Source organism: Nonomuraea sp. NPDC046570, from assembly GCF_040645915.1.
Classification (GTDB): Bacteria; Actinomycetota; Actinomycetes; order Streptosporangiales; family Streptosporangiaceae; genus Nonomuraea.
Map to the genome: position 1 here is coordinate 66,948 of NZ_JBEYZF010000023.1, position 20,073 is coordinate 87,020.

At 70.8% G+C, this 20,073-nt stretch carries 24 protein-coding genes and 1 pseudogene; 12 read left to right on the forward strand and 13 right to left on the reverse strand.

The genetic code is table 11. From position 1 onward, the window contains the following. Positions 1 to 102 precede the first annotated feature (102 nt). Positions 103 to 1,260, reverse strand: coding sequence for an erythromycin esterase family protein (locus tag ABZ911_RS29940; RefSeq protein ID WP_358063157.1), 1,158 nt, complete (start codon positions 1,258 to 1,260; stop codon positions 103 to 105). 90 nt (positions 1,261 to 1,350) lie between these two features. Here ABZ911_RS29940 and ABZ911_RS29945 point away from each other — a divergent pair, with 90 nt between their 5' ends. The 3 genes from ABZ911_RS29945 to crcB all read left to right on the forward strand — a co-directional run bounded on the left by ABZ911_RS29945 (position 1,351) and on the right by crcB (position 2,876). Beyond that, positions 1,351 to 1,488: a MerR family DNA-binding transcriptional regulator gene (locus ABZ911_RS29945; protein ID WP_358063160.1), complete on the forward strand. Its 138-nt coding sequence runs from the start codon at positions 1,351 to 1,353 to the stop codon at positions 1,486 to 1,488. A gap of 681 nt (positions 1,489 to 2,169) precedes the next feature. Continuing rightward, positions 2,170 to 2,505 carry a DUF190 domain-containing protein gene (locus tag ABZ911_RS29950; protein WP_358063163.1) on the forward strand — a complete coding sequence of 112 codons (336 nt, stop codon included), beginning with the start codon at positions 2,170 to 2,172 and terminating at the stop codon, positions 2,503 to 2,505. Beyond that, positions 2,502 to 2,876 carry a fluoride efflux transporter CrcB gene (gene crcB / locus ABZ911_RS29955; RefSeq protein ID WP_358063165.1) on the forward strand — a complete coding sequence of 125 codons (375 nt, stop codon included), beginning with the start codon at positions 2,502 to 2,504 and terminating at the stop codon, positions 2,874 to 2,876. Before ABZ911_RS29950 ends, crcB begins: the two co-directional genes overlap by 4 nt. A 1-nt stretch (position 2,877) precedes the next feature. Here crcB and ABZ911_RS29960 read toward each other — a convergent pair whose 3' ends face one another. The 3 genes from ABZ911_RS29960 to ABZ911_RS29970 are packed head-to-tail and all read right to left on the reverse strand — an operon-like array spanning position 2,878 to position 7,080. Beyond that, complete coding sequence (locus ABZ911_RS29960; RefSeq protein ID WP_358063379.1) at positions 2,878 to 3,270, reverse strand: CrcB family protein; 393 nt, start codon at positions 3,268 to 3,270, stop codon at positions 2,878 to 2,880. A 19-nt stretch (positions 3,271 to 3,289) separates the two neighbouring features. After that, the gene (locus tag ABZ911_RS29965) at positions 3,290 to 4,408 is read right to left on the reverse strand and encodes an SWIM zinc finger family protein (protein ID WP_358063168.1); all 1,119 of its coding nucleotides are present in this window, start codon (positions 4,406 to 4,408) and stop codon (positions 3,290 to 3,292) included. Next, positions 4,405 to 7,080, reverse strand: a complete 2,676-nt coding sequence (locus ABZ911_RS29970; RefSeq protein ID WP_358063171.1) for a DEAD/DEAH box helicase — start codon at positions 7,078 to 7,080, stop codon at positions 4,405 to 4,407. Before ABZ911_RS29970 ends, ABZ911_RS29965 begins: the two co-directional genes overlap by 4 nt. Positions 7,081 to 7,204: 124 nt before the next feature. Between ABZ911_RS29970 and ABZ911_RS29975 the strand changes: the two genes are divergently transcribed. Genes ABZ911_RS29975 through ABZ911_RS29985 form a run of 3 tightly spaced genes read left to right on the forward strand, consistent with a single transcriptional unit; the run spans position 7,205 to position 9,550 of the window. Then, on the forward strand, positions 7,205 to 7,843 hold the full coding sequence (locus ABZ911_RS29975; protein WP_358063174.1) for a DedA family protein: 639 nt from the start codon (positions 7,205 to 7,207) through the stop codon (positions 7,841 to 7,843). Next, the gene (locus ABZ911_RS29980; protein WP_358063177.1) at positions 7,827 to 8,915 is read left to right on the forward strand and encodes a histidine kinase; all 1,089 of its coding nucleotides are present in this window, start codon (positions 7,827 to 7,829) and stop codon (positions 8,913 to 8,915) included. The genes ABZ911_RS29975 and ABZ911_RS29980 overlap by 17 nt, the downstream gene beginning before the upstream one ends. After that, on the forward strand, positions 8,906 to 9,550 hold the full coding sequence (locus ABZ911_RS29985; RefSeq protein WP_358063180.1) for a response regulator transcription factor: 645 nt from the start codon (positions 8,906 to 8,908) through the stop codon (positions 9,548 to 9,550). The genes ABZ911_RS29980 and ABZ911_RS29985 overlap by 10 nt, the downstream gene beginning before the upstream one ends. Here ABZ911_RS29985 and ABZ911_RS29990 read toward each other — a convergent pair. Then, a pseudogene (locus ABZ911_RS29990) lies at positions 9,547 to 10,347 on the reverse strand (ATP-binding cassette domain-containing protein); the annotation flags it as partial. The gene ABZ911_RS29985 and the pseudogene ABZ911_RS29990 sit on opposite strands and share 4 nt — an antisense overlap. 104 nt (positions 10,348 to 10,451) lie before the next feature. Here ABZ911_RS29990 and ABZ911_RS29995 point away from each other — a divergent pair. Beyond that, positions 10,452 to 11,219 (forward strand): amidohydrolase family protein, encoded by a 768-nt coding sequence (locus tag ABZ911_RS29995; protein ID WP_358063182.1) that lies wholly within the window; start codon positions 10,452 to 10,454, stop codon positions 11,217 to 11,219. Positions 11,220 to 11,249: 30 nt separating this feature from the next. Here ABZ911_RS29995 and ABZ911_RS30000 read toward each other — a convergent pair whose 3' ends face one another. The 7 genes from ABZ911_RS30000 to ABZ911_RS30030 form a co-directional block, all read right to left on the reverse strand. Further along, positions 11,250 to 11,735 carry a MarR family transcriptional regulator gene (locus ABZ911_RS30000; RefSeq protein ID WP_358063185.1) on the reverse strand — a complete coding sequence of 162 codons (486 nt, stop codon included), beginning with the start codon at positions 11,733 to 11,735 and terminating at the stop codon, positions 11,250 to 11,252. A 22-nt stretch (positions 11,736 to 11,757) separates the two neighbouring features. After that, positions 11,758 to 12,132, reverse strand: coding sequence for a VOC family protein (locus tag ABZ911_RS30005; protein WP_358063188.1), 375 nt, complete (start codon positions 12,130 to 12,132; stop codon positions 11,758 to 11,760). After that, positions 12,125 to 12,448: a metalloregulator ArsR/SmtB family transcription factor gene (locus ABZ911_RS30010; RefSeq protein WP_358063191.1), complete on the reverse strand. Its 324-nt coding sequence runs from the start codon at positions 12,446 to 12,448 to the stop codon at positions 12,125 to 12,127. Before ABZ911_RS30010 ends, ABZ911_RS30005 begins: the two co-directional genes overlap by 8 nt. After that, a complete protein-coding gene (locus ABZ911_RS30015) occupies positions 12,445 to 12,864 on the reverse strand; it encodes an SRPBCC domain-containing protein (RefSeq protein ID WP_358063194.1) in 420 nt (139 codons plus the stop codon). Before ABZ911_RS30015 ends, ABZ911_RS30010 begins: the two co-directional genes overlap by 4 nt. A gap of 67 nt (positions 12,865 to 12,931) precedes the next feature. Next, a complete protein-coding gene (locus ABZ911_RS30020; RefSeq protein ID WP_358063197.1) occupies positions 12,932 to 13,549 on the reverse strand; it encodes an SRPBCC family protein in 618 nt (205 codons plus the stop codon). Then, entirely contained in the window at positions 13,546 to 13,908 is a 363-nt protein-coding gene (locus ABZ911_RS30025; protein ID WP_358063200.1) for a metalloregulator ArsR/SmtB family transcription factor, read from the reverse strand. The genes ABZ911_RS30020 and ABZ911_RS30025 overlap by 4 nt, the downstream gene beginning before the upstream one ends. Positions 13,909 to 14,094: 186 nt before the next feature. Next, positions 14,095 to 15,309: a serine hydrolase domain-containing protein gene (locus tag ABZ911_RS30030; RefSeq protein WP_358063203.1), complete on the reverse strand. Its 1,215-nt coding sequence runs from the start codon at positions 15,307 to 15,309 to the stop codon at positions 14,095 to 14,097. 239 nt (positions 15,310 to 15,548) lie between these two features. Between ABZ911_RS30030 and ABZ911_RS30035 the strand changes: the two genes are divergently transcribed. The 5 genes from ABZ911_RS30035 to ABZ911_RS30055 all read left to right on the forward strand — a co-directional run bounded on the left by ABZ911_RS30035 (position 15,549) and on the right by ABZ911_RS30055 (position 19,363). Then, on the forward strand, positions 15,549 to 16,277 hold the full coding sequence (locus tag ABZ911_RS30035; protein WP_358063206.1) for a MarR family transcriptional regulator: 729 nt from the start codon (positions 15,549 to 15,551) through the stop codon (positions 16,275 to 16,277). A 465-nt stretch (positions 16,278 to 16,742) separates the two neighbouring features. Continuing rightward, positions 16,743 to 17,564, forward strand: coding sequence for an NAD(P)H-binding protein (locus tag ABZ911_RS30040; protein ID WP_358063209.1), 822 nt, complete (start codon positions 16,743 to 16,745; stop codon positions 17,562 to 17,564). Positions 17,565 to 17,650: 86 nt separating this feature from the next. Continuing rightward, positions 17,651 to 17,980: a helix-turn-helix transcriptional regulator gene (locus ABZ911_RS30045; protein WP_358063211.1), complete on the forward strand. Its 330-nt coding sequence runs from the start codon at positions 17,651 to 17,653 to the stop codon at positions 17,978 to 17,980. Then, positions 17,977 to 18,858: a hypothetical protein gene (locus tag ABZ911_RS30050; RefSeq protein ID WP_358063214.1), complete on the forward strand. Its 882-nt coding sequence runs from the start codon at positions 17,977 to 17,979 to the stop codon at positions 18,856 to 18,858. The genes ABZ911_RS30045 and ABZ911_RS30050 overlap by 4 nt, the downstream gene beginning before the upstream one ends. A 118-nt stretch (positions 18,859 to 18,976) precedes the next feature. Further along, a complete protein-coding gene (locus ABZ911_RS30055; RefSeq protein ID WP_358063216.1) occupies positions 18,977 to 19,363 on the forward strand; it encodes a VOC family protein in 387 nt (128 codons plus the stop codon). 61 nt (positions 19,364 to 19,424) lie between these two features. Here ABZ911_RS30055 and ABZ911_RS30060 read toward each other — a convergent pair whose 3' ends face one another. After that, entirely contained in the window at positions 19,425 to 19,826 is a 402-nt protein-coding gene (locus tag ABZ911_RS30060) for a TipAS antibiotic-recognition domain-containing protein (RefSeq protein WP_358063219.1), read from the reverse strand. Positions 19,827 to 20,073 lie beyond the last annotated feature (247 nt).

Below are 20,073 nucleotides of genomic sequence, written 5' to 3' on the forward strand. Positions count from 1 at the left end.
CGGCCCGTCGTGGGGGTAGGCGAGTGGAGGGTAGGCCGAGCCGATCAGGATCATGGTCTCGATGTGCGTGCGTGTCAGCACGGCCTGACACGCACGCGCCTGTCAACCCAGCCTGACAGCCTGCTTGAGGAAGACGACGCCATCGATCATGTCGAGCTGGGCTGGGTCCAGCGGGAAATAGCGGAAATCGTGGGAGATGCGCGGGGCGGGCTCCGTGACGGCCTCGGCCAGGCGGCGGGCGTCGATGAGGGAGTGGTCCCACGGGAGCGTGGACAGGAGGCCCTCGACGGTGTCCGGGGGCGGGGTGTTGTCGCCCACCGTGCCGAGGGCTGAGGCCAGGAAGGCGTACCGGTCGCCCAGGTGCGCTTCGGTGATCGCCCCCGCACTCCACCACTCCAGCTGCTGGTCGCCGAGCGACATGAAGCTCTTGTTCCGCTGCAGGTGGATGTTGTGGGCGAAGACCAGGGCCGGACCGTGCTCGGCGACGGCACGCAGGTTGGCGGCCATCATCGCGTCCCGCAGGCCCGACAGCCTGGCTATCCGGGCCGGGGATGTGTCGGCCATCCAGTGGTGGTAGCGGAGCAGGCCGACGGCGGTGCGCCCGTACAGTGCCGCCCTCTCTCTGTCCTCCGCGCTCAGCCGCGGCGCCTGCGTGTCGAGCAGCGCCACCAGGTCGTCGGCGATCAGTCGCAGCCGCTGGGCTTCGGCGGACTGGCCGATCGACTGGGACGGGTCCATGACCGTGGCTTCGTTCGTCCACCGGTCGTCCGGGCCGAACAGCGTGTCGAGGGTTTCCTTCGTGCACGGGAGCGGGCCGTCGAGGAGACCGTGGAGGCCGGTGAGCGCCTGGCGCGGGCTCGCGGCCCAATACTCCAGCGGCCCGTCGAAGCCGTAGAACCGGAGCTTTTCGTCATGCTCCTCGTTGTACGCGCGCATCCAGCGCACGAGCTCGCGGTTGGCCGGGGACGTGCCGAAGTTGTGGCTGAAGCCGCGTTCCATGACGTCGTCGAGCGTGCCCGCGCCCGTCTTGACGTAGTCGTCCACCACGAGGCCCATGAGGCAGTCGCTCTCGATGGCGAACGACCGGTAGCCCTCCTCCTCGACCAGATGCCGGAAGATCTCGTTGCGCAACTCGCCCAGTTCCTCCACGAAGTGCCTGGGCTCGCCCAGGCCGAGCAGCAGGGGCTTGGCGGGAAGCGACCGGAGGAAGGCCGAGACGCCCGCGCCGTCGAGCGGACGGGCTGTGTCCTTGATATCCATACCTTCAACGGTATCGTTGAACTTTCGGTGTAAACTTTTCCGTGGAAATCCCCCCTTCATCGCGATGAACCTTCAATCGGTGATGCATCCGTGAGGGACCTGGCGCACGAGCACGGCCTGTCCACCCAGACGATCAGGAAGTACGAGGACGCCGGCATCCAGCCCGCCGCGGACCGGGCCGGCCCGCGGCTCCCGGGTGCCCACTGCGTCGCGGCCCTGGCCGTTTAAGGGATTGGCTGCGTGCGGTTGATGCCCGGTAGGGTGCCGATCATGGCTCGTCGCATTTCCGAACTGATAATCCCTCTACGAGCCCGCCTGAGCTGAGCATCGGCCCGCACCCTCAAAGCGCGCTCGACGGGGTGTCGTCAAGGATCGACGCACCAGGGGCGAAGTAGGCATAAGCGCTGGTCAGGTTGACCATCGACGCTGACCGACCGCACAGGGCGACGGTTCCCAAACTGCCCGAGCCCGCGCGCGACGGGCGGAACAGATCAGCGCGACTCGCAGACCAACCCGGGCACACTACATGCGTTGACCAGGACCAACACCTGGTGACAGCTTCGTTAACGAGGTGCCGACATCGTCCCCCGTTAAGGATCTTTCGGGTGATGTGACGTTACGCTGAAGGGGTGTGAGGGGCGCCTGCCCAGGTGGGTGTCCGCGGCGGTGGGGCCCGCCGTACCCGAACCGTGGTGCTTTCGCTGCCGCCAACGGTCCCTGCTCGTGACACCTCGTGCCCGCGTTCACGGGGGGCGCGGAGACACGCCACGTGTGGGGAGGGGCATGCGTCCGGATCGGGACCCTGGGCTGCCAGGCAGCGACAGTGGCGGCGGTCGGCGTGGGGGCCGCCAGCAGGCCGCCGGTGAGCAAGGCGGCGAGCGAGGGGGCGAGCATGGCAAGGAGAGCGTGATGAGTCGGGCTCTGCGGCTGACGGTTTTCGTCGACGACACCGATGTCTGGCATCACCGTCCGATGTACACCGAGATCGTGCACCGCGCCCATGCCGCCGGCCTGGCAGGGGCGTCGGTCTTCCGTGGGGTGGAGGGGTTCGGGGCCACCTCCGTCGTGCACACCACCCGGCTGCTGTCGATGGCCGACGACCTGCCGGTGGCCGTGGTCATCGTCGACACCGAAGAGCGGGTCCGCGCCTTCCTGCCCGACCTGGACGACCTGTCCATCGAGGGCCTGGCGGTCCTGGACGAGGTCGAGATCGTGCACCACCGCGGTCGGCAGGCGGCGCCGTGAACTGGCTGCTGGTGATGCTAGGCGGCGCGGTCGGCGCGCCGTTGCGCTATCTGACCGACCGGGCCGTCCAGGCCCGCCACGACACCGTCTTCCCCTGGGGCACTTTAGTCGTCAACGTGATCGGCTCGTTGACCCTGGGCGTGCTGGCCGGGGCGGCGCTGGCGGGAGTGGCGGGCACCGGCGTGCAACTGCTGGTGGGAACCGGTTTCTGCGGGGCGCTGACCACGTACTCGACGTTCTCCTACGAGACGCTGCGACTGGCCGAGACCGGCGCCTCCTTTCTCGCCGCCGCCAACGTCGTCGCCTCGATACTCGCCTGCGTGGGGGCGGTGTTCCTCGGCCTGGCGTTCGGCCAGGCCATCTTCGGATGAGTCAACGCCTGCTCTTCTCCCGCGTGAGGACCCGGGCGAGAGTGGCGCCGCCCCAGGCGGCGGCCATCGCCGCGGCCAGGGTCCCGAACAGGTAGGCCAGCGCGGTGATGGGCGCGGTGAGCGAGCTGGTGAAGTCGACGACATAGGTAGAGAAGGTGGTGTACCCGCCCAGCACGCCCACGCCGAGGAACGGCCGCACCCAGCCCGGCGCCTGCCACGTCTCCGTGCTCAGCACCGCGAGCACGCCGATCAGCAGGCATCCGGACACGTTCACCAGGAACGTCGCCCACGCGAAGCCTCCCGGCTGGTACGGCACCGCCACATTCACCCCGTACCTGGCCAGCGCCCCCAGCGCGCCCCCGGCCGAGACCAGCCCCACGGTCTGCCACGGCATCCTGTTCACGCCAACGAGGCTAGACCGACGGTGCGGCGTTCTGGGCTTCCGACATGGCGGTGACCGGGTCGCGTTCTGGCGGCGCGGCGGGCCACCACTCGCCTGAGCGGTCCACGAACGGATACCACAGCCCGTCGCGGCCGTAGCGAAGCTGTAGACCGCCGACCGTCCACTGGTTGCGCGTGGCGGTGACCTCCGGCAGGTTCTCGGCCGCCCAGGCGGTGCGTGCTCTGGCCAGGTCCTGCTTGGGCGGGTTCCACGCGCGCTGCTGGACGTCCAGGCCGGGCGCGCCGCCGTACCGCCAGGCCCGCACGTCGGGGCCGTCGGCCAGGTGGTGGGTGGCGGTCAGCCGGATTTGGTCCTGGAACTCGGTGAGGGCGGCGGGCTGCGCGCCCGACAGCAGGTCGCGGGCGCGCAGGGCCGCGTCGGCGGCCAGCACCCGCAGGGCGTCCGGGGGCACGCCGGGGGCGGGCTCCACCAGCAGGGGCGTGTGTTCGGGCAGGCCGGAGGGTGGGGCGGGCAGCGGCGGCACGCCGTGGGCGTAGGCCTCGTCGACGGGGGTGCCGGGGGCGGGCTCGGCCGTCGCGGGGTGTCGGGCCTGCAGTTCGCCGAGCAGGTCCTGGCTGTCGCGCCCGCGAAGCAGCAGCAGCACGAACGGGTCGTCGTCGAGCAGCCAGGAGGCCTGGTAGCACAGGGCGGCGGCGTGCTGGCAGGGGTGCCCCCAGTCGGGGCAGTCGCACGAGGGCTCCAGGTCGCCCACGGCGGGCAGCAGCGCGATGGCCGCCTCCTCGGCCGCCTCGACGAGCTCGTGCGGCATGTCGCCGTCGAGCAGCGCGGCGATGTGACCGGCCTTGGCCGCCACCTGGTCGAGGAAGCGGTCCCATTCGGCGTCGCTGAGCTGTTCGACGTGCACGACGGTGGACAGCTCGCCGGCGGTGGCGGCGAGCCGGCCGGGGGAGACGGTGATGGGGCCGAGCGTGCCGGTCCTGGCGTGCGCGCGCCCCTTGCGCAGCAGGTTGTGGTCCAGGGAGGTGTCCTCCATGGCCTTGATCCAGGCGCGGCCCCACCAGGAGGAGGCGAAGCGGGCGCCGGCCCGCTGGGGCGGGAAGGCGGGGAAGCCCCTGACGCGGTCGTTCATCTCAGCTCCACCAGGTTGGCGAGTTCGGCGTCGGTCAGTTCGGTGAGCGCGGCGGGTCCCGCGGCCAGGATGGAGTCGGCCAGGGAGCGCTTGGCGGCGAGCATCTCGGCGATGCGGTCCTCGACGGTGCCCTCGGCGATCAGCCGGTGGACCTGGACGGGCTTGGTCTGGCCGATGCGGTAGGCGCGGTCGGTGGCCTGGTCCTCCACGGCGGGGTTCCACCAGCGGTCGAAGTGGATGACGTGGTCGGCGCGGGTGAGGTTGAGTCCGGTGCCCGCGGCCTTGAGCGAGAGCAGGAAGACAGGCGCCTGGCCGTCCTGGAAGCGGCGGACCATCTCCTCGCGCCGGGGTACGGGGGTGCCGCCGTGCAGGAGCTGGGTGGCGACGCCGCGCTCGGTCAGGTGCCGCTCCAGCAGGCGGGCCATGGCGACGTACTGGGTGAAGACGAGGACGGCGCCGTCCTCGGCGAGGATGGTGTCCAGCAGTTCGTCGAGCAGTTCCAGCTTGCCGGACCTGCCGCTCAGCCGCGGCTGGCTCTCGTGCAGGTACTGGGCGGGGTGGTTGCAGATCTGCTTGAGGCCGGTGAGCAGCTTGACGATCAGGCCGCGCCGGGCCATGTCGTCGGCCTGGGCGATCTGCTGCATGATCTCGCGGACCACCGCCTCGTACAGTCCCGCCTGCTCCTGGGTGAGGGAGACGGGCCGGTCGGTCTCGGTCTTCGGCGGCAGCTCCGGCGCGATGCCGGGGTCGGACTTGCGCCTGCGCAGCAGGAACGGGCCGACCAGGCGGGCGAACTTGTCGGCGCCCTGCCCGGACTCGACCGGTCTGGCCCAGCGCGAGCGGAACCTGGTGTGCGAGCCGAGCAGGCCGGGGGTGGTCCAGTCGAGGATCGCCCACAGCTCCGACAGGTTGTTCTCCACCGGGGTGCCGGTGAGGGCGACGCGGGCGGCGGCGGGGATCTCGCGCAGCGCCTGCGCGGTGCCCGAGCGGTGGTTCTTGACGTGCTGGGCCTCGTCGGCGACCAGCAGCCCCCACGGGTGGGCGGCCAGGCGGGCGGCGTCCAGGCGCATGGTGCCGTAGGTGGTCAGGACGAACCCGTCGTCGGCGCCGTCGAGGGTGCGGGCGGGGCCGTGGAAACGGCGTACGGGGGTGCCGGGGGCGAACTTGGTGATCTCCCGCTCCCAGTTGCCCAGTAGTGAGGCGGGGCAGACGACCAGGGTCGGGCCCGAGGCGCGGTGCAGGTGCAGGGCGATCAGCGTGATCGTCTTGCCGAGGCCCATGTCGTCGGCCAGGCAGCCGCCCAGGCCGAGCGAGGTCATCCGGTCCAGCCAGCCGAGGCCGCGAAGCTGGTAGTCGCGCAGGGTGGCGGCGAGCGCCGCGGGCTGCGCCACCGGCTCGGGGTCGGTGATCCTGGCGCGCAGTTCCTCCAGCCAGGCGCCCGGCTCGACCTCCACCTCCTCGCCGTCGACCTCGACGCTGCCGGTCAGCGCGGCGCCGAGCGCGTCGATGCCGGTCAGCGGCTTCAGCTCGCGCTCGCGGGCCTTGCGGGCCAGGTCGGGGTCGATGAGCACCCACTGGTCGCGCAGCCGGACCACGGGCCGGTGCGCCTCGGCGAGCTGGTCCATCTCGGCCTGGGTGAGCGGTCGGCCGCCGAGGGCGAGCCGCCAGTTGAAGCCGAGCAGTCGTCCGCCGCCGAGGAAGGACGGGGTGTCGTGGCCGCCGTCGTCGTCGATGACGGCCCGCGCGCTCAGGCCGCGCATCAGCGACCTGGGCCAGTGCACGTCCACGCCGGCCGCCGCGAGCCGGGTGGCCGCGCCCGACAGCAGGTCGTTCACGTCGCCGTCGGACAGGACGATCTCGTCCGGTACGGCGCTGTCCAGCAGTGCCTCCAGCGGCGCCCACACGCGCGCGGCCTTGCGCACCGCGATGACGGCGTCGATGCGGCCGCGGGCGCCGAGCCCGGGGGCGCGCCCGGCCCACAGGTCGGCGGCGTCGGCGACGAGGGTGGGGTCGGCCAGGCTGTGCAACTGGGCGACGGCGCGGAAGGCGGCGTGCTCGGGGCCGCTGGTCTCCACGCGCAGCGACAGCCGCAGACCGGCGTCCAGGCCGGCGGCGACCTCCTCGGCCCAGAGGCGCAGGCGGGGCGCCTTGACCGGTTTGACGGAGGCGAAGACGGAGGTGCCGGTGGCCCTGACCGCGCCGGGCGAGCGCGGCATCGCGTCGGCGACCGCGTCGAGGAAGTCCCGCACCAGCCGCTCGGCGTCAGGCAGCAACCCGCCTGCCGGTACGGCACGGGCGGAGGCGGGCATGGCGTCGGCCAGTTCCCTGACCCGCCGCACGTCGTCGGCGTCGAACGGCCCGGCCCGCCAGGCGTCGAAGTCTCCCGCGCTCAGCCCGGGCAGGATCCGCCCCCGGGCGACGAACTGCAGCGCGACCAGGGCGGCCGCCCCCCAGAACCGGGCGGAGGGGTGGGCGGTCTCGTCGTTGCGTGCCCTGCTGAGGGCGGCCACCGCCTCGGCGACCGGCACCCGGGTGGCGGGCACCTCGCGGGTGCCGCCGGGCTCGGCGATGGTGACCGTCTCGGTGCCGCCGGGGTCAAGGAAGGTCAGCCTGCCCTGGCGTGGTGGGTCGTCCGGCTCGAAGATCACCGCGTGCCGTACGAGCTGCTGCATGCTTCACCCTTCGCTTGACCACAGACCGTACAGTGTACGGTCTGTGGGACTGTGGTTTACCCCACCGTGCCGGCGGTAGTCATCCTCATTCCGGGCATCCTTGCTATTCCATAGGCTTTGGGACATGACTTCGACTGAGGACGGCATCGCCGGTTGGGCCACCGGCCTGATGGACACGCTGGGGGCACCGGGGGCGGGGCTGGCCATCGCGCTGGAGAACCTCTTCCCCCCGCTGCCGAGTGAGGTGATCCTCCCGCTGGCCGGTTTCACCGCCAGCAGGGGGCAGATGGGCCTGTTAGACGCACTGGTGTGGACCACGCTGGGCTCGGTGATCGGTGCGCTGGCGTTGTACTGGATCGGGGCGATGCTGGGCCGGGAGCGGCTCATCGCGCTGGCCTCGAGACTCCCGCTGGTGAAGGTCTCCGATATCGAGAAGACCGAAGCCTGGTTCGCCAAGCACGGCGTCAAGACGGTGTTCTTCGGGCGGATGATCCCCATCTTCCGCAGCCTGATCTCCGTACCGGCCGGGGTGGAGCGCATGCCGGTGGGCACGTTCCTGCTGTTCACCACGCTTGGCAGCCTGCTGTGGAACACCATCTTCGTGATGGCCGGATACCTGCTGGGGGAGAACTGGGAACTGGTCGAGGGGTACGTCGGCATCGGCTCGAAGGTCGTGCTCGGCACGGTCGTGCTGGCCGTCCTGATCTTCATCGGGCGCCGTCTCGGCGAGCGAAGCAAGGCCAAGCATGCGGCTCGCCGCTAACGGCCTGCACCTGCTGAGCGCGGTCCTCCTCGGCGCCCTCACCGCCGTCGCCGACCTGGTCTTCCTGCTGGTGGCGCTGCCGCTGCGGTCCCGTCCCCGGGTGCGCGCGGCCGCCGCCCGGCTGGCCACGCTGGAGGCCAGGCGGCTCGGCGTCGAGGTGAGAGGCTACGACGGCGCCACCGCCCAGCGCTACCTGGCCCAGCGGGTGCCGTTCGGTCTGCTCGGCCTGCTGGTGGTGGCGCTGCTGGCGCTCGGCATGGGCGCCGGCACACAACTCGCCTGGGCCTGGGCAGGCGGACGCCCCTTCGACGGCATGACGCCGAGCGTCCCGCTCGTGCTCTACGCCGTGGTGGGGGGCGGCGTGCTGCTCTTCCTGATCCTGTCCGGTGTGGCCGGCGTGCACTCCCTGGAACGGTCCCTGGCCGCGCGCGCGCTCGGCCCCGACCCGACCGAGGCGCTGCGGCACCGCATCGCCGAGCTGGCCGAGACCAGGGCCGGCATCGTCGCCGCCGTCGACTCCGAACGCCGCAGGATCGAGCGCGACCTGCACGACGGCCTGCAGCAGCGCCTGGTCGCGATGGGCATGCTGATCGGCAGGGCGCGCCGCGGCCGCGCGCCCGAACTGCTCGACCAGGCGCACGAGGAGGCCCAGCGGGCGCTCGCCGAGCTGCGCGAGGTGGCCTGGCGGGTGTACCCGAGCGGGCTGGACTCCCTCGGGCTCGGCGAGGCGCTGGCCGGGGTCGCCGAGCGCTCCGGCGTGCCCGTACGGGTGCGCTGCGAGCTGGCCGCCCGCCCGCCGATGGCGGTGGAGACGGCCGCCTACTTCGTGGTCTGCGAGGCCGTCACCAACGCCGCCAAGCACACCGCGGCCACCCTGATCACCGTGGACGTCGCCGAACACGGCACAATGATCGACGTGCGAATCGAGGACGACGGCGGCGGCGGCGCCGACCCGGCCGGCGGCGGCCTGTCCGGCCTGGCCCGCAGGGTGGCGGCGCAGGACGGCCGCTTCACGGTGACCAGCCCGCCCGGCGGGCCCACCGTCATCCGGGCGGAGCTGCCATGCGGGTGATCCTGGCCGAGGACTCCACGCTGCTGCGCGAGGGCCTGGTACGGCTGCTGGCCGAGGAGGGCCACGAGGTGCTCGCCGCGGTCGGCGACGCGAGCGCGCTGCTGGCCGCCGTCGAACGGCACGACCCCGACATCGTCGTCGCCGACGTGCGCATGCCCCCCACCCACACCGACGAGGGGCTGCGCGCCGTCCTGGAGATCAGGCGCGACCGGCCCGCCGTCAAGGTGCTGGTGCTGTCGCAGTACGTGGAGAAGAAGTACGCCACCGAGCTGATGAGCGGCGACGTCGACGGCGTCGGCTACCTGCTCAAGGACCGCGTGGCGCAGGTCTCGGACTTCCTCGACGCGCTCGAGCGGGTCGGCGCGGGCGGCGCGGCCTTCGACCCCGAAGTGGTCCGCCAGCTCCTGGCCCGCACCAGCCAGACCGACCCGCTGGCCAGGCTCACCCCGCGCGAGCGGGAGGTGCTGGAGCACATGGCGCAGGGCTACACCAACGCCTCGATCGCCCAGGCGCTGCACGTCTCGCAGAGCGCGGTGGAAAAGCACGTCAACGCGGTCTTCGACAAGCTGCGGCTGTCCCACGTGAGCGGCTACAGCCGCCGCGTGCTGGCCGTGATGCGCTTCCTGGAGTCCTAGAGATCCCAGCGCGGCTCGGCGCTCTCCAGCACCCGCCCGCCCGCGGTGCAGATGAGGTGGCGGTCGAAGTCGGCGGCGAACCAGCGGTCGTGGGTGACGGCCAGCACCGTGCCCGCGAAGCCGGCCAGGCCCTGCTGCAGGGCCTCGGCGCTGGCCAGATCCAGGTTGTCGGTCGGCTCGTCCAGCAGGAGCAGGGTGGCGCCGGACAGTTCCAGCAACAGGATCTGCAGCCTGGCCTGCTGGCCGCCCGAGAGCGTCTCGAACACCTGGGAGCCGGCCGGGGCCAGCTCGTAGCGGGCCAGCGCGGCCATGGCGTCGTTGCGGATCAGGGCGTGGCCGGTCATCACGATGTCGGCGGGGGTCCGGCCGTACAGGTCGGGGCGGGTGTGGGTCTGGGCGAAGTGACCGGGTACGACGCGGGCGCCGAGCCTGGCGGTGCCGGTGTGCGGGATCGGCTCGCCGGACAGCATGCGCAGCAGGTGGGACTTGCCGGTGCCGTTGGCGCCGAGGACCGCGACGCGCTCGCCGTACCAGATCTCCGTCCGCAGCGGGCCAAGCAGGCCGGTCAGCTCCAGGTCCTCGAAGGTCAGCGCCCGCTTGCCGGTACGGCCGCCGCGCAGCCGCATGCGCACGTTCTGCTCCTTCGGCGCCCGCTGCGGCGGGCCCGCCTGCTCGAACCTGGACAGCCGGGTGAGCGCGGCCTGGTAGGAGGTGGCCAGCGCGTCGTTGTGGGTGGCCCGCTGGCGCAGGGTGTGCGCCAGCCGCCGGAGCCTGGCGTGCTCCTCCTCCCAGCGCCGCAGCCGCTCGCCAGCGCCGCCTGGCCGCCGAGCGCGACGACGTCGCCGACCTGCGCAGCTCCGGTGTCCTGGCCACCGCCCCCGGCGGGCACCCCACCCAGCTCATGAGCGCGGATCTGGGCGAGTTCGGCGACGCCGTAGGCCCCTTCGACCCGATCAGCCGCGCCGACCAGGCCAAGGCGTTCGTCGAGGCCCGGGTGGCCGAGGGCGCCGACTACCTGAAGATCGTCATCGACGACGGCTCGACGGCCGGGATGCGGCTGCCGGTCATCGGCCCCGACGTCGTGGCCGCCCTCGTCGAGGCCGCGCACGCCGCCGGCCTGCGCGCCATCGCGCACGTGATCGGCGCGAAGGACGCCGCGATCGCGCTGGACGCGGGCATCGACGGCCTGGCCCACCTCTACACCGACGCGGGCCCCGACGACTCCCTGGCCGAGGACCTGGCCGCCAAGGTCGCCGCGCACGGCGCGTACGTGGTCAGCACGCTCGCCTACATCGAAGTGATCTCCCAGGAGGAGCGGGGCGCCATCCCCGTGCACCCCCAAGGCGTGATCAACGCGCTGCACGCCGCCCGGACGCTGCACCAGGCCGGGGTGCCGCTGCTGGCCGGGACCGACGCGACGCCGTTCGCCCCGGCGCACGGGGAGAGCCTGCACCGCGAGCTGCGGCTGCTGACCGAGGCCGGGCTGAGCGCCGAGGAGGCGCTGGCCGCGGCCACCAGCCTGCCGGCCCGGCACTTCGGGCTGGCCGACCGCGGGCGGATCGCGCCCGGCCTGCGCGCGGACCTGCTGCTGGTGGACGGCGACCCGACCACCGACATCACCGCCACCAGCGCCATCGCCGGTATCTGGCGCCGCGGCGTCCGCCGCTGAGACTCCGCTTCGCCGAGGCCCGCGCCGAGTTCAGGCGTGGGCCTCCAGCATGCCGCGCAGGATCCGGCTCAACGTCGCCGTGTCCTCCGCGCTGAGGCCGGAAGCCAGGCGGTGCAGATTCGCCGCGTGCTCGGTGAGCGTCGCGTCGATCACCTCAAGCCCCCGCTCGGTCAGCGAGATGCGGAAGCTGCGCCGGTCGGCCGGATCCATGCTCCGGACCACCAGCCCCGCCGCCTCCAGCCGGTCCAGCCGGTTGGTCATGCCGGCCCGCGACATCATCAGCACCGCCGACAACTCCGAGGGAATCAGCGTGTACGGCGGGCCCGAGCGGCGCAGCGCGCTCAGCACGTCGAACTCGCCCTGTCGCAGCCCGTGCCGGGCGAACACCTGATCGACCGCCGACTCCACCACGCGCGTCAGCCGCGCCAGGCGCCCGAAGACCTCCATCGGGGACAGGTCCAGGTCGGGCCCCTCACGCCGCCACTGCTCCAGGACCACATCGATCACGTCGCTCATGAGCCCTTACCCTATTCAGCGCCTAGGCAGGGCCCTGCTGCAAGAGGGCGATGATCGCGCCGGCCGGGTCCTCGATCACGCAGTAGCGGGCCTCGCCCTCGCCGCCCTTGATCGGCGTCAGCGCCCGGCCGCCGCCGGCCGTACAGGCCGCGAGGCTGCTGTCGAGGTCGGCGACCGCGATGTAGGCCAGCCAGACCGGCGGCAGGTCGGCGTTCTCGCCGCGCCGGTGGCAGACGCCGCCGACCCACTCGCCGGAGGGCGACTTCATCACGTAGTCGTCGCCCAGCATCTCCACCTCCCAGCCGACGACGGAGGTGTAGAAGTCGCGGACCTTCTCCGCGTCGGGAACGGTCAGGTCCAGGCCCATGATCGTGCCGACGGGCTTGTGCTCACTCATCGTCGTCCTCCGCTGCCAGGGCCGCGAGCGCGGCCAGCCTGTCGTCCCATTCGGCGGCGACCCCCGCGAGGTAGGCCATCGCCTCGTCGATCGGCTCGGTACGCGTCCGGTAGCGCACCTCGCGTCCGTGCCGCAGCCGCGACAGCAGCCCGGCCTCCTCCAGCACGAGCAGGTGCTTGGCGACGCCCTGCCGGGAGATCGGCAGGTGCCTGGCCAGCGCGCTGGCGCTGGCGCCGCCCTGCCGGGCCACCACGCCCATGATGGTGCGCCTGGTCGGGTCGGCCAGCGCGGCGAAGACGGCGTCGATGCCGCTCATCGCCCCGCGTGCTCGGCCAGGGCCTTGAGCATCAGCTCCCAGCCGCTCGCGTTGCCCGGCTGGTGGAGCTTCCTGATCTCCTCCTCCAGCGCGGCGAAGCCGGACTCGACCAGCCGGATCCGCGTGCCCGCGCCATCGGCGGCCAGCGTCACCGTGACCGTGGTCGACGGCCCCAGCTCGACCGGCACGCCGGGTGCCAGGCACCAGCGCCAGGCCAGCACGTGCGGCGGCTCGACCCGCTCGACGACCCCGTGAAAGAGCTCCTCGGCCCCGCAGTCGAACGTCGCCGCCGCCCCCTCACGCGCCACGATGGCCGCGCCGGGGAACCAGCGGGCGAGCTGGTCGGACGTGCTGACCAGCCGCCACACCTTCGCCACCGGCGCGGCCACCACGATCTCCCGTTCGATCCGATCCATCGCCCCTCCCAAACTGCAACCAACTGGTTGCAGGCTAGGCGGGTACGGCGAAGCGGTCAAGCCCGGCCTACAGGTCGGGCGCGAAGTGCGACACAGTCGCCTTCACCGCCTCGGCGACCTCCTCGGGCGCCAGGTCGCCGGCCGCCTCGACCAGCGCGCCCCACTCCAGGACGGCCGCCTTGAAGAACTCCTGCGCCTCGACCGTGTTGGCCATCGCCACCGGGTCGGGGATCTCCTCGCCGCGCAGGTACATCCCCAGGGCGAGGAGCCCACCGTCCCAGCCCGGCCCGACGTGCAGCGCCCCCGCGACGTTGCCGGCCATCGCCAGCGGCACGGTGTGGTCGAACTCCAGGACGGTGGACTCGCCCTCGGCTGTCAGGCGCACCTCCACGATGCTGCTCTCGTCGCCGAAGGTCAGCCGCAGCAGCTTGGGCCGGTCGCAGCGGAGGATCTGGCCGCCACCGGTGTTCTCCAGGGCGTACTCGCCGCCTTCGCGCAGGTCGCCCGAGAGCGGCACGAACCAGCGCTTGACCCTGTCCGGATCGGTCAGCGCCTCCCAGACGTCCTCCACGGCGGCGCGGTACGTCCGGCGCAGTGCCACCGCGACGAGGTCGCCCCGGTCGGTCGCGGGCCTGGTGGCCACCTCGCGGTGGACGGCCTTGATCTCGCTGACGATGTCGATCATTCGTCTTCCCTCTTCTCTTCTTCGGCCTCGGCCTGGCGGCGCTCGTGCCTGCCCCTGGCCAGCTCGGTGGCCAGAGCGTCCAGGTGGCGGTTCCAGAATCCGCGGAAGCGTTCCAGCCACATGTCGACCTCCTGCAGACCTGCGGAGTCCACGGCGTAGAGGCGGCGGGTGCCCTCGGGTCTGACCAGGGCGAAGCCGTTCTCGCGCAGCACCCGCAGGTGCTGCGACACGGCGGGTTGTGAGATCCCGAACTCCTGCTGGATGACCCCGGTGAGCGCACCCGAGGTCTGCTCGCCGTCGGCGAGCAACTCCAGGATGCGGCGCCTGACCGGGTCACCGAGAACGTCGAACGCGTGCACGAGACCCACTATTGCACGTGCAGCTTATATAAGTCAATGCTGATATTGTCGGCGAATCGCAGCAGGATGTGGCTGTTCCGCGGTGCCTTCAATCAAACCCTTGGGCTCTCAGTTGGGGCGCAAGGCATGATCTGCGACGCCAGAAGGGGACGTTCGCGCAGGGTTACACCTCTGGCTCGGAGGGTGTCAGCGGGATCCGGGGGCGCAGAATTCGGCTTCGAGGACAGGGGTGAAGACGGTGCCGATGGGGTTGTTCCAGTCGCCGTTGACGTTCTGGACGAGCATGCGCGTGGCGTCGCGGGTGCCGTACGCGTATGACCACGAACCCTGGAGTGCGCCGCCCATGCCCCAGACTGTCGCGCCGCATGACAGCTTCACCGACGACACGCCGAGGCCGTAGGTGGTGTTGGGCGTCCACTTTCCCTCGGGGACCGGGTTGGTGGCGAACATCTGGCGCTGCTGGGCTTGGGGCAGGAGCCGGCCCTTGAGTAGCGCGGTGAAGAACCGGTCGAGGTCGGCCGCGGTGGAGACCATGTTGCCGACCGCCCAGCCGGCGGAGGGGTTCAGCTCGGTCACGTCGTAGATCGTGGGCTTCGGCTCCTGGGAGAACAGGGTGGAGTAGTGCCGGGCATGGGGGCCGCGGATCCGCACTTCCTCGCCTCCGGGTACGTGGGTGCCGGTCAGGCGGAGTGGGCGGATGATCCGTTGTGAGACCTGTTCGGCGTAGGTCTTGCCGGTCGCCTTTTCGACGATCATGGCGGCGAGGACGTAGCCGGTGTTGGTGTAGGTCCAGCCCTGGCCCGGCTTGAAGTCGGGCGCGTTGGCCATGCCGATCTTCACCAGTTGCCGGGGCTGGTAACGGTCATAGCGGTGTTTGAGGAAGCCCGGGCCGGCGAGGCGGGCCAGCATCTCCTTGTCGTTGAGGTAGTTGAACAGGCCGCTGGTCATGTTGAGCAGCTGCTTGATGGTGATGCGGCGGCCGTCGTTGCCGTTGCCGCGCACCAGGCCGGGCAGCCACTCTTCCACCGTGTCGTCCAGGCTGAGCTTGCCTTCGGCCACCAGTTGCAGCACCACGGTGGCGGTGAAGGTCTTGGTGATGCTGCCGACGCGGAAGCGCTCCTGTGGCTGGCGCTTGCGACCGGTTCGGGTATCGGCCACGCCCGCCGTGCCGAACCACTGGTCATCGCCCTCGCGGACCTTCGCGAGGATTCCGGGAAGGCCGGTTTCGGTCACGGCCCGATCGAGCACCTGCTGCACTCTGGGGCGGCCGGGGGTGGAGCCTGAGCTGGCCGCGGTTGCGGGGGCGGCCATGGCGGCGCCCGCAACCGCGGCGGCGGCGAGCAGGCCGACGCTCGCCCGGGTCGTGCGTGAGCGGGACGTCTTGGGACCAATGGTGGTCATCTCAACTCCTTGTATGGGCGAGCACGCGAGTTCTCGCCTTGCGGGATGACGGACACGTTATATCGCGTTCGTTATTCATTCAATGCGAAAACTCCTCATTTTGAATGAAATGGCAGGTGAAAGCACATAATTCTTTGCAATGGAGTTGCAGTTAATGCACAACTTTGGCATCTTTGCAATGAGGTGCGAGTTAATGCATACTGTGCGGCGACACCGCGGCAGCGAAGGGAGCCACAGGTATGCCGGGAGACAGGCTGACCTACCAGGATCGCCGGGACATCGCCGCCGGCTTGGCCGCAGGACTCACCTACTCCGTGATCGCCAGGGGCCTGCAACGCCCGGCCTCGACCGTCACCCGCGAGATCATGCGCAACGGAGGGCCCGCCGGCTACCGGGCAGACCAGGCCCATCAGAGCACCAAGCGGCGTGCCCGGCGGCGTATATCAGCCCCGCCGACACCGTCCCCGGCGCCACCAGCCGTCATGCATGGACGGGCCGCCGAAGCCGTGCAAGATTTCCGGGAGCGCCTCGCCGCCGTGCTGGGCAGGGCAGGGCTCCCGTCGATGGTGGGCAGAGTGCTGGCCTGTCTGTACGCCACCGACACCGGCAGCCTCACCTCAGCCGAGTTGGTCCAGCAACTGCGGGTCAGTCCAGCCTCGATCTCCAAGGCCATCGGCTACCTCGAAAAACAGGAACTGATACGGCGCGAACGCGACCCTCGACGACGGCGCGACCGCTACTTCATCGACGAGGAAGTCTGGTATCAGGCGGTGATGGACAGCGCCCGCGTGAACGCCGAACTGGCCGACATAGCCGAGCAGGGAGCCAAGGTCCTTGGCGCCACCACGCCCGGCGGCGCCCGCCTGCAGGACGTGAGCCAGTTCCTCGGACACGTCAACCACGACATCGTCCACTCAGCCAACCACTGGCGGCGGCAGATCCACGTCCGCCGCACGACAGACAGGTAGAGCGGCAGAGCGACGCGGCACAGCCAACGGCCACCATGCCCATGAGCGGCGACCACCGCACTGCGCTGGCCAGCGCGACGGCACAGTGACTGGGGCCCCTTCAGGTCAGGCGTTGGTGAGGCGCTGGGCGAGGGTGTGGCAGCGCATCCTGGATGACTTAAGGCTCTTCGTTGCGGAAGCGGTCGATGACAGCGGCGGAGTCAGCCTCGAACCTGATGCGTACCTGGATCCGCCGGTCGGGCAAGAGGCGCTCGATCTCCTCCGTTTCTCTGCCGGGGGTGAGGTGGTGCTGGGCGAACCCACGAGGTCGACGTCCAGCCGGGCGGCCAGTTCGCGGCCGGGCATCGAACGACCTGATTGCAGACAGGAGAGCAGCGAGAACAGGCGTTCTGTCGAATGAGCTCTGCTCCATCTCACCCCGAAATGAGGACAGGAACTGTCCGCAACCGTCTATAGCGTGTCAGCATGACCAAGAGCATCCCCATCCTCGTCCTGGGCGGCACCGGCACAGTCGGGAGCCGGGTCGCCAACCAGCTACGCGGGGCCGGTCACAGCGTGCGGGTCGCCACCAGGCGCGCCGAGTGCCGCTTCGACTGGTCGATTCCGGAGACCTGGAGGCCGGCCCTCAACGGCGTGCACACCATGTATGTCCTCCTGCCGGACCAGACCAGCATGCCGGAGTCGTTCATGCGGGAGGCGTACCGAACCGGTGTGCGGAGGGTGGTCCTTCATTCGGACCGCGGCGTCGACGTCATGAACGTCGCCCACCTCCAAGAGGCGGAACGGCAGGTACGCGAGTCCGGCTGCGAGTGGACGATTGTCCGCCCCGACTGGTTCAACCAGGACTTCGAGACCTTCTTCCGCCAGTCCGTCCTCGATGGGCGCCTGTGCGTGCCCATCGGCTCGACGCGGCAGGGCTTCGTGGACGCCGACGACATCGCCGCCGTTGCGGCGCAGGCTCTGCTCCGAAGAGAGCACATCGGGCGGGTTCTGCCTCTGACCGGTCCGAGGGCGTTGTCGTTTCCGGAAGCCCTCGACCACATCCAGGACGCGACTGGACTCACGGTTCACTTCGACGGCACCCCCGGTGCGTACCGCGAGGTCCTGCGCGCCGAGGGCGTGCCGGACGAGGTGATCGACACCTTGATCGAAAACTTCTCGTCGGTCGCGGCGCAGGGTGACGCCAAACCCACCGGGATCGTGGAGGAGATCCTGCAACGCCCCGGAAAAGACTTCAGCACCTACGCGCAGGAAGCCGCGGCCAGGGGCGTATGGCAAAAGCCCTGACCACATTCGGCAGAGGTCCTGCACCCCAGGGATCGGCGTATGGGATAGGGCTTGCTCAGTGTGACTTACTAAGTTTTACTGAATACATGGCAGGAAAGACGCGGGAGCTCGGCCGCTTCACGGACGTGGCGCTGCTGGTGCTCATCAGCCTGGCCGAGGGCCAGAAGCACGGCTATCGGATGATTCATGACATCGAGGAGTTCTCGGGGACCTCGCTCGAGCCCGGCACGCTCTACGGGGCGCTGATGCGGCTGGAGGAGCGGGGGTGGATCGAGCCGGTCGAGACGGCCGAGCGGCGCAAGCCGTACCGGATCACCGAGGGCGGGCGTGGCGCGCTGCGCGAGCAGCTCGCCACGCTGCGCCGCGTCGAGCAGGCGGGCACCAGGCGCACGGGAGTCGCTTGGGGGCTGTCATGATGCGCGCGGTGGCGGCGGCGATGCTCCGCCTGTATCCGAAGGCGTGGCGTGATCGCTACGGCGAGGAGGTCGCCGATCTGGTCGCGTCGCGGCCTGCTCACCTGCGCACGGTGCTCGACCTGCTCGCGGGGGCGGCCGACGCGTGGATCCACCACCGGCGCATCCCGGCCGCCGGACCCGGCAGGATCCCGCTCGCGGCCGTCCTGACCATCGCGGGGACGGTCCTGCTCCTCCTGTGGAATCCGGGCGTACGCGATGCGGCCAGCCTCTACGGCGCGTGGGCCGAGGCGGCGGGCGCCGGACCGCTCGCCGGTCGGCTGCGCGGGATGGCGACGTCGCTGTTCGTCCTCTCGGGCGCCTCGGGGGTGCTCTCGGTGGTGCCACTGCTGATCACCTCGCACGCCGCCATGAAGCACTCCGCGCAGGGGCAGGTCACCCGGATGACGGCGCGGCGGGTGGTCACGACGGGACTGCTGCTGGCCGTCCCCGTCGTGCTGTTCGGCTGCTTCTTCTACGGCCTGGCCTTCGCCCACCAGGGCTTTCCCGTCGGGCCGCTGGGGGACGCGATGACGGGCGGCTTCCTGGTCCCGATCATCCTGGCGCTGGTGCTGCCGCTGCCCACGATCGCGATGGCCGCTCCCTCTCTGGCACCCGGCGTGCGCAGCAGCGGCAACACGCTCGCGGTGGCGGCCATCTGCAACGCGCTGGCCTGGCTGCCCGTCCTGGTCCTGCTGGTGCTGGGCCTGCCGAAGGCGTCGTGGACGTTCGTGGCGGCGGTGTCGGCCGGCGCGCTGGTCAGCGTCTGGATGTCCGCATTGGTGGCGAGGAGCGCACTCAGACACGGCCGGACCGCGATGGGCCGGCTCAGCCCCGGCTGAACAGCAGCCTCTCCCACCTGAGCCGGGCCAGCGATTCGGCCTACCGGTCGGGCCTTTCCGACGGCGCGACAAGGCGGGTGCCGATGGACCAGGATGGGGGCCTGCCGAAGGAGGCACCGTGGAACGGGTGACAGGCATCGGTGGCGTGTTCTTCCGCGCCCAGGATCCTGACCGGCTCAGCCGCTGGTACGCCACGCATCTCGGCGTGGACCCGGTGCCGGAGTCGTATGACGTGCCCTCGTGGTGGCAGCAGGCCGGACCGACCGTGTTCGCCGCCATGCCGGCCGACTCCGAACACTTCGGAGGCCCCGAGCGATCCTGGTCGATCAACTTCCGGGTGGCCGACCTCGACGCCATGGTCCGCCAGTTGCGCGAGGCGGGCATCGACGTCGAGGTGGACCCTGAGGAGTACCCGAACGGCAGGTTCGCCGGGCTGCGCGATCCGGAGGGCAACGCCGTCCAGCTGTGGCAGCCCGGCGGCGCTGCCCTGCGCGGGCCCGGCTGACCCAGTTTTCGGGCGGAAGAGACGTCGAACGGCCCGACGACCGTCACCAGGGATCGCCGCCTCAGTCGTCGCTGAGGTTGCGCTCCGCGAACACCTTCATCGCGTCGCGCACGAAAACCGCCGTCCCCTCCCCGTGCCCGTCGTAGTTCGCCGTGAAGCGCGGGTCGGCGACGTACATCTCACCCAGCCCGTTTGTGTACGACCTGGTCAGGGTGCCCGTCCCGGACAACCACTCGTACTGCCGCTGTGCGATCGCCTGGACCTCGTCGCTGTCCGGCGCGAGGCCGTCCGCTACGGCCTGCCCGAAATCACGGCCGATCTGCGACTGCCGGTCCTGAAACGCCTGTTTCTCCTGCGCACTCAGCGATCGCCACCAGCGGTCGCCCTTCTCGTACGCCTCACGGCCCCAGCGTTCGGTGACCTCCTCCTCGTACTGCGTGTGGTCGAAGACTTCTTCCGCCATGAGTTCCTCTCCTCTCGGTCCGGTCGAGAGTGGTCCACAGCGGGGCGATCCGACGATGGCGTCCTGGCGCACGGCTCGTCGCAGTCTCCTGGCCCGACCACTCCATGCCCTTCACGCTAGATCGTGACGTTACGTAAGGGTCAACTTCTCGGATTGTCGAACTGCCGCGTACGCATCGACGATCTCTTCGCGGCCGGAGACCGGGTGACCGTGGCTTTCACGTTGACCTACACGCACGATCGCACGG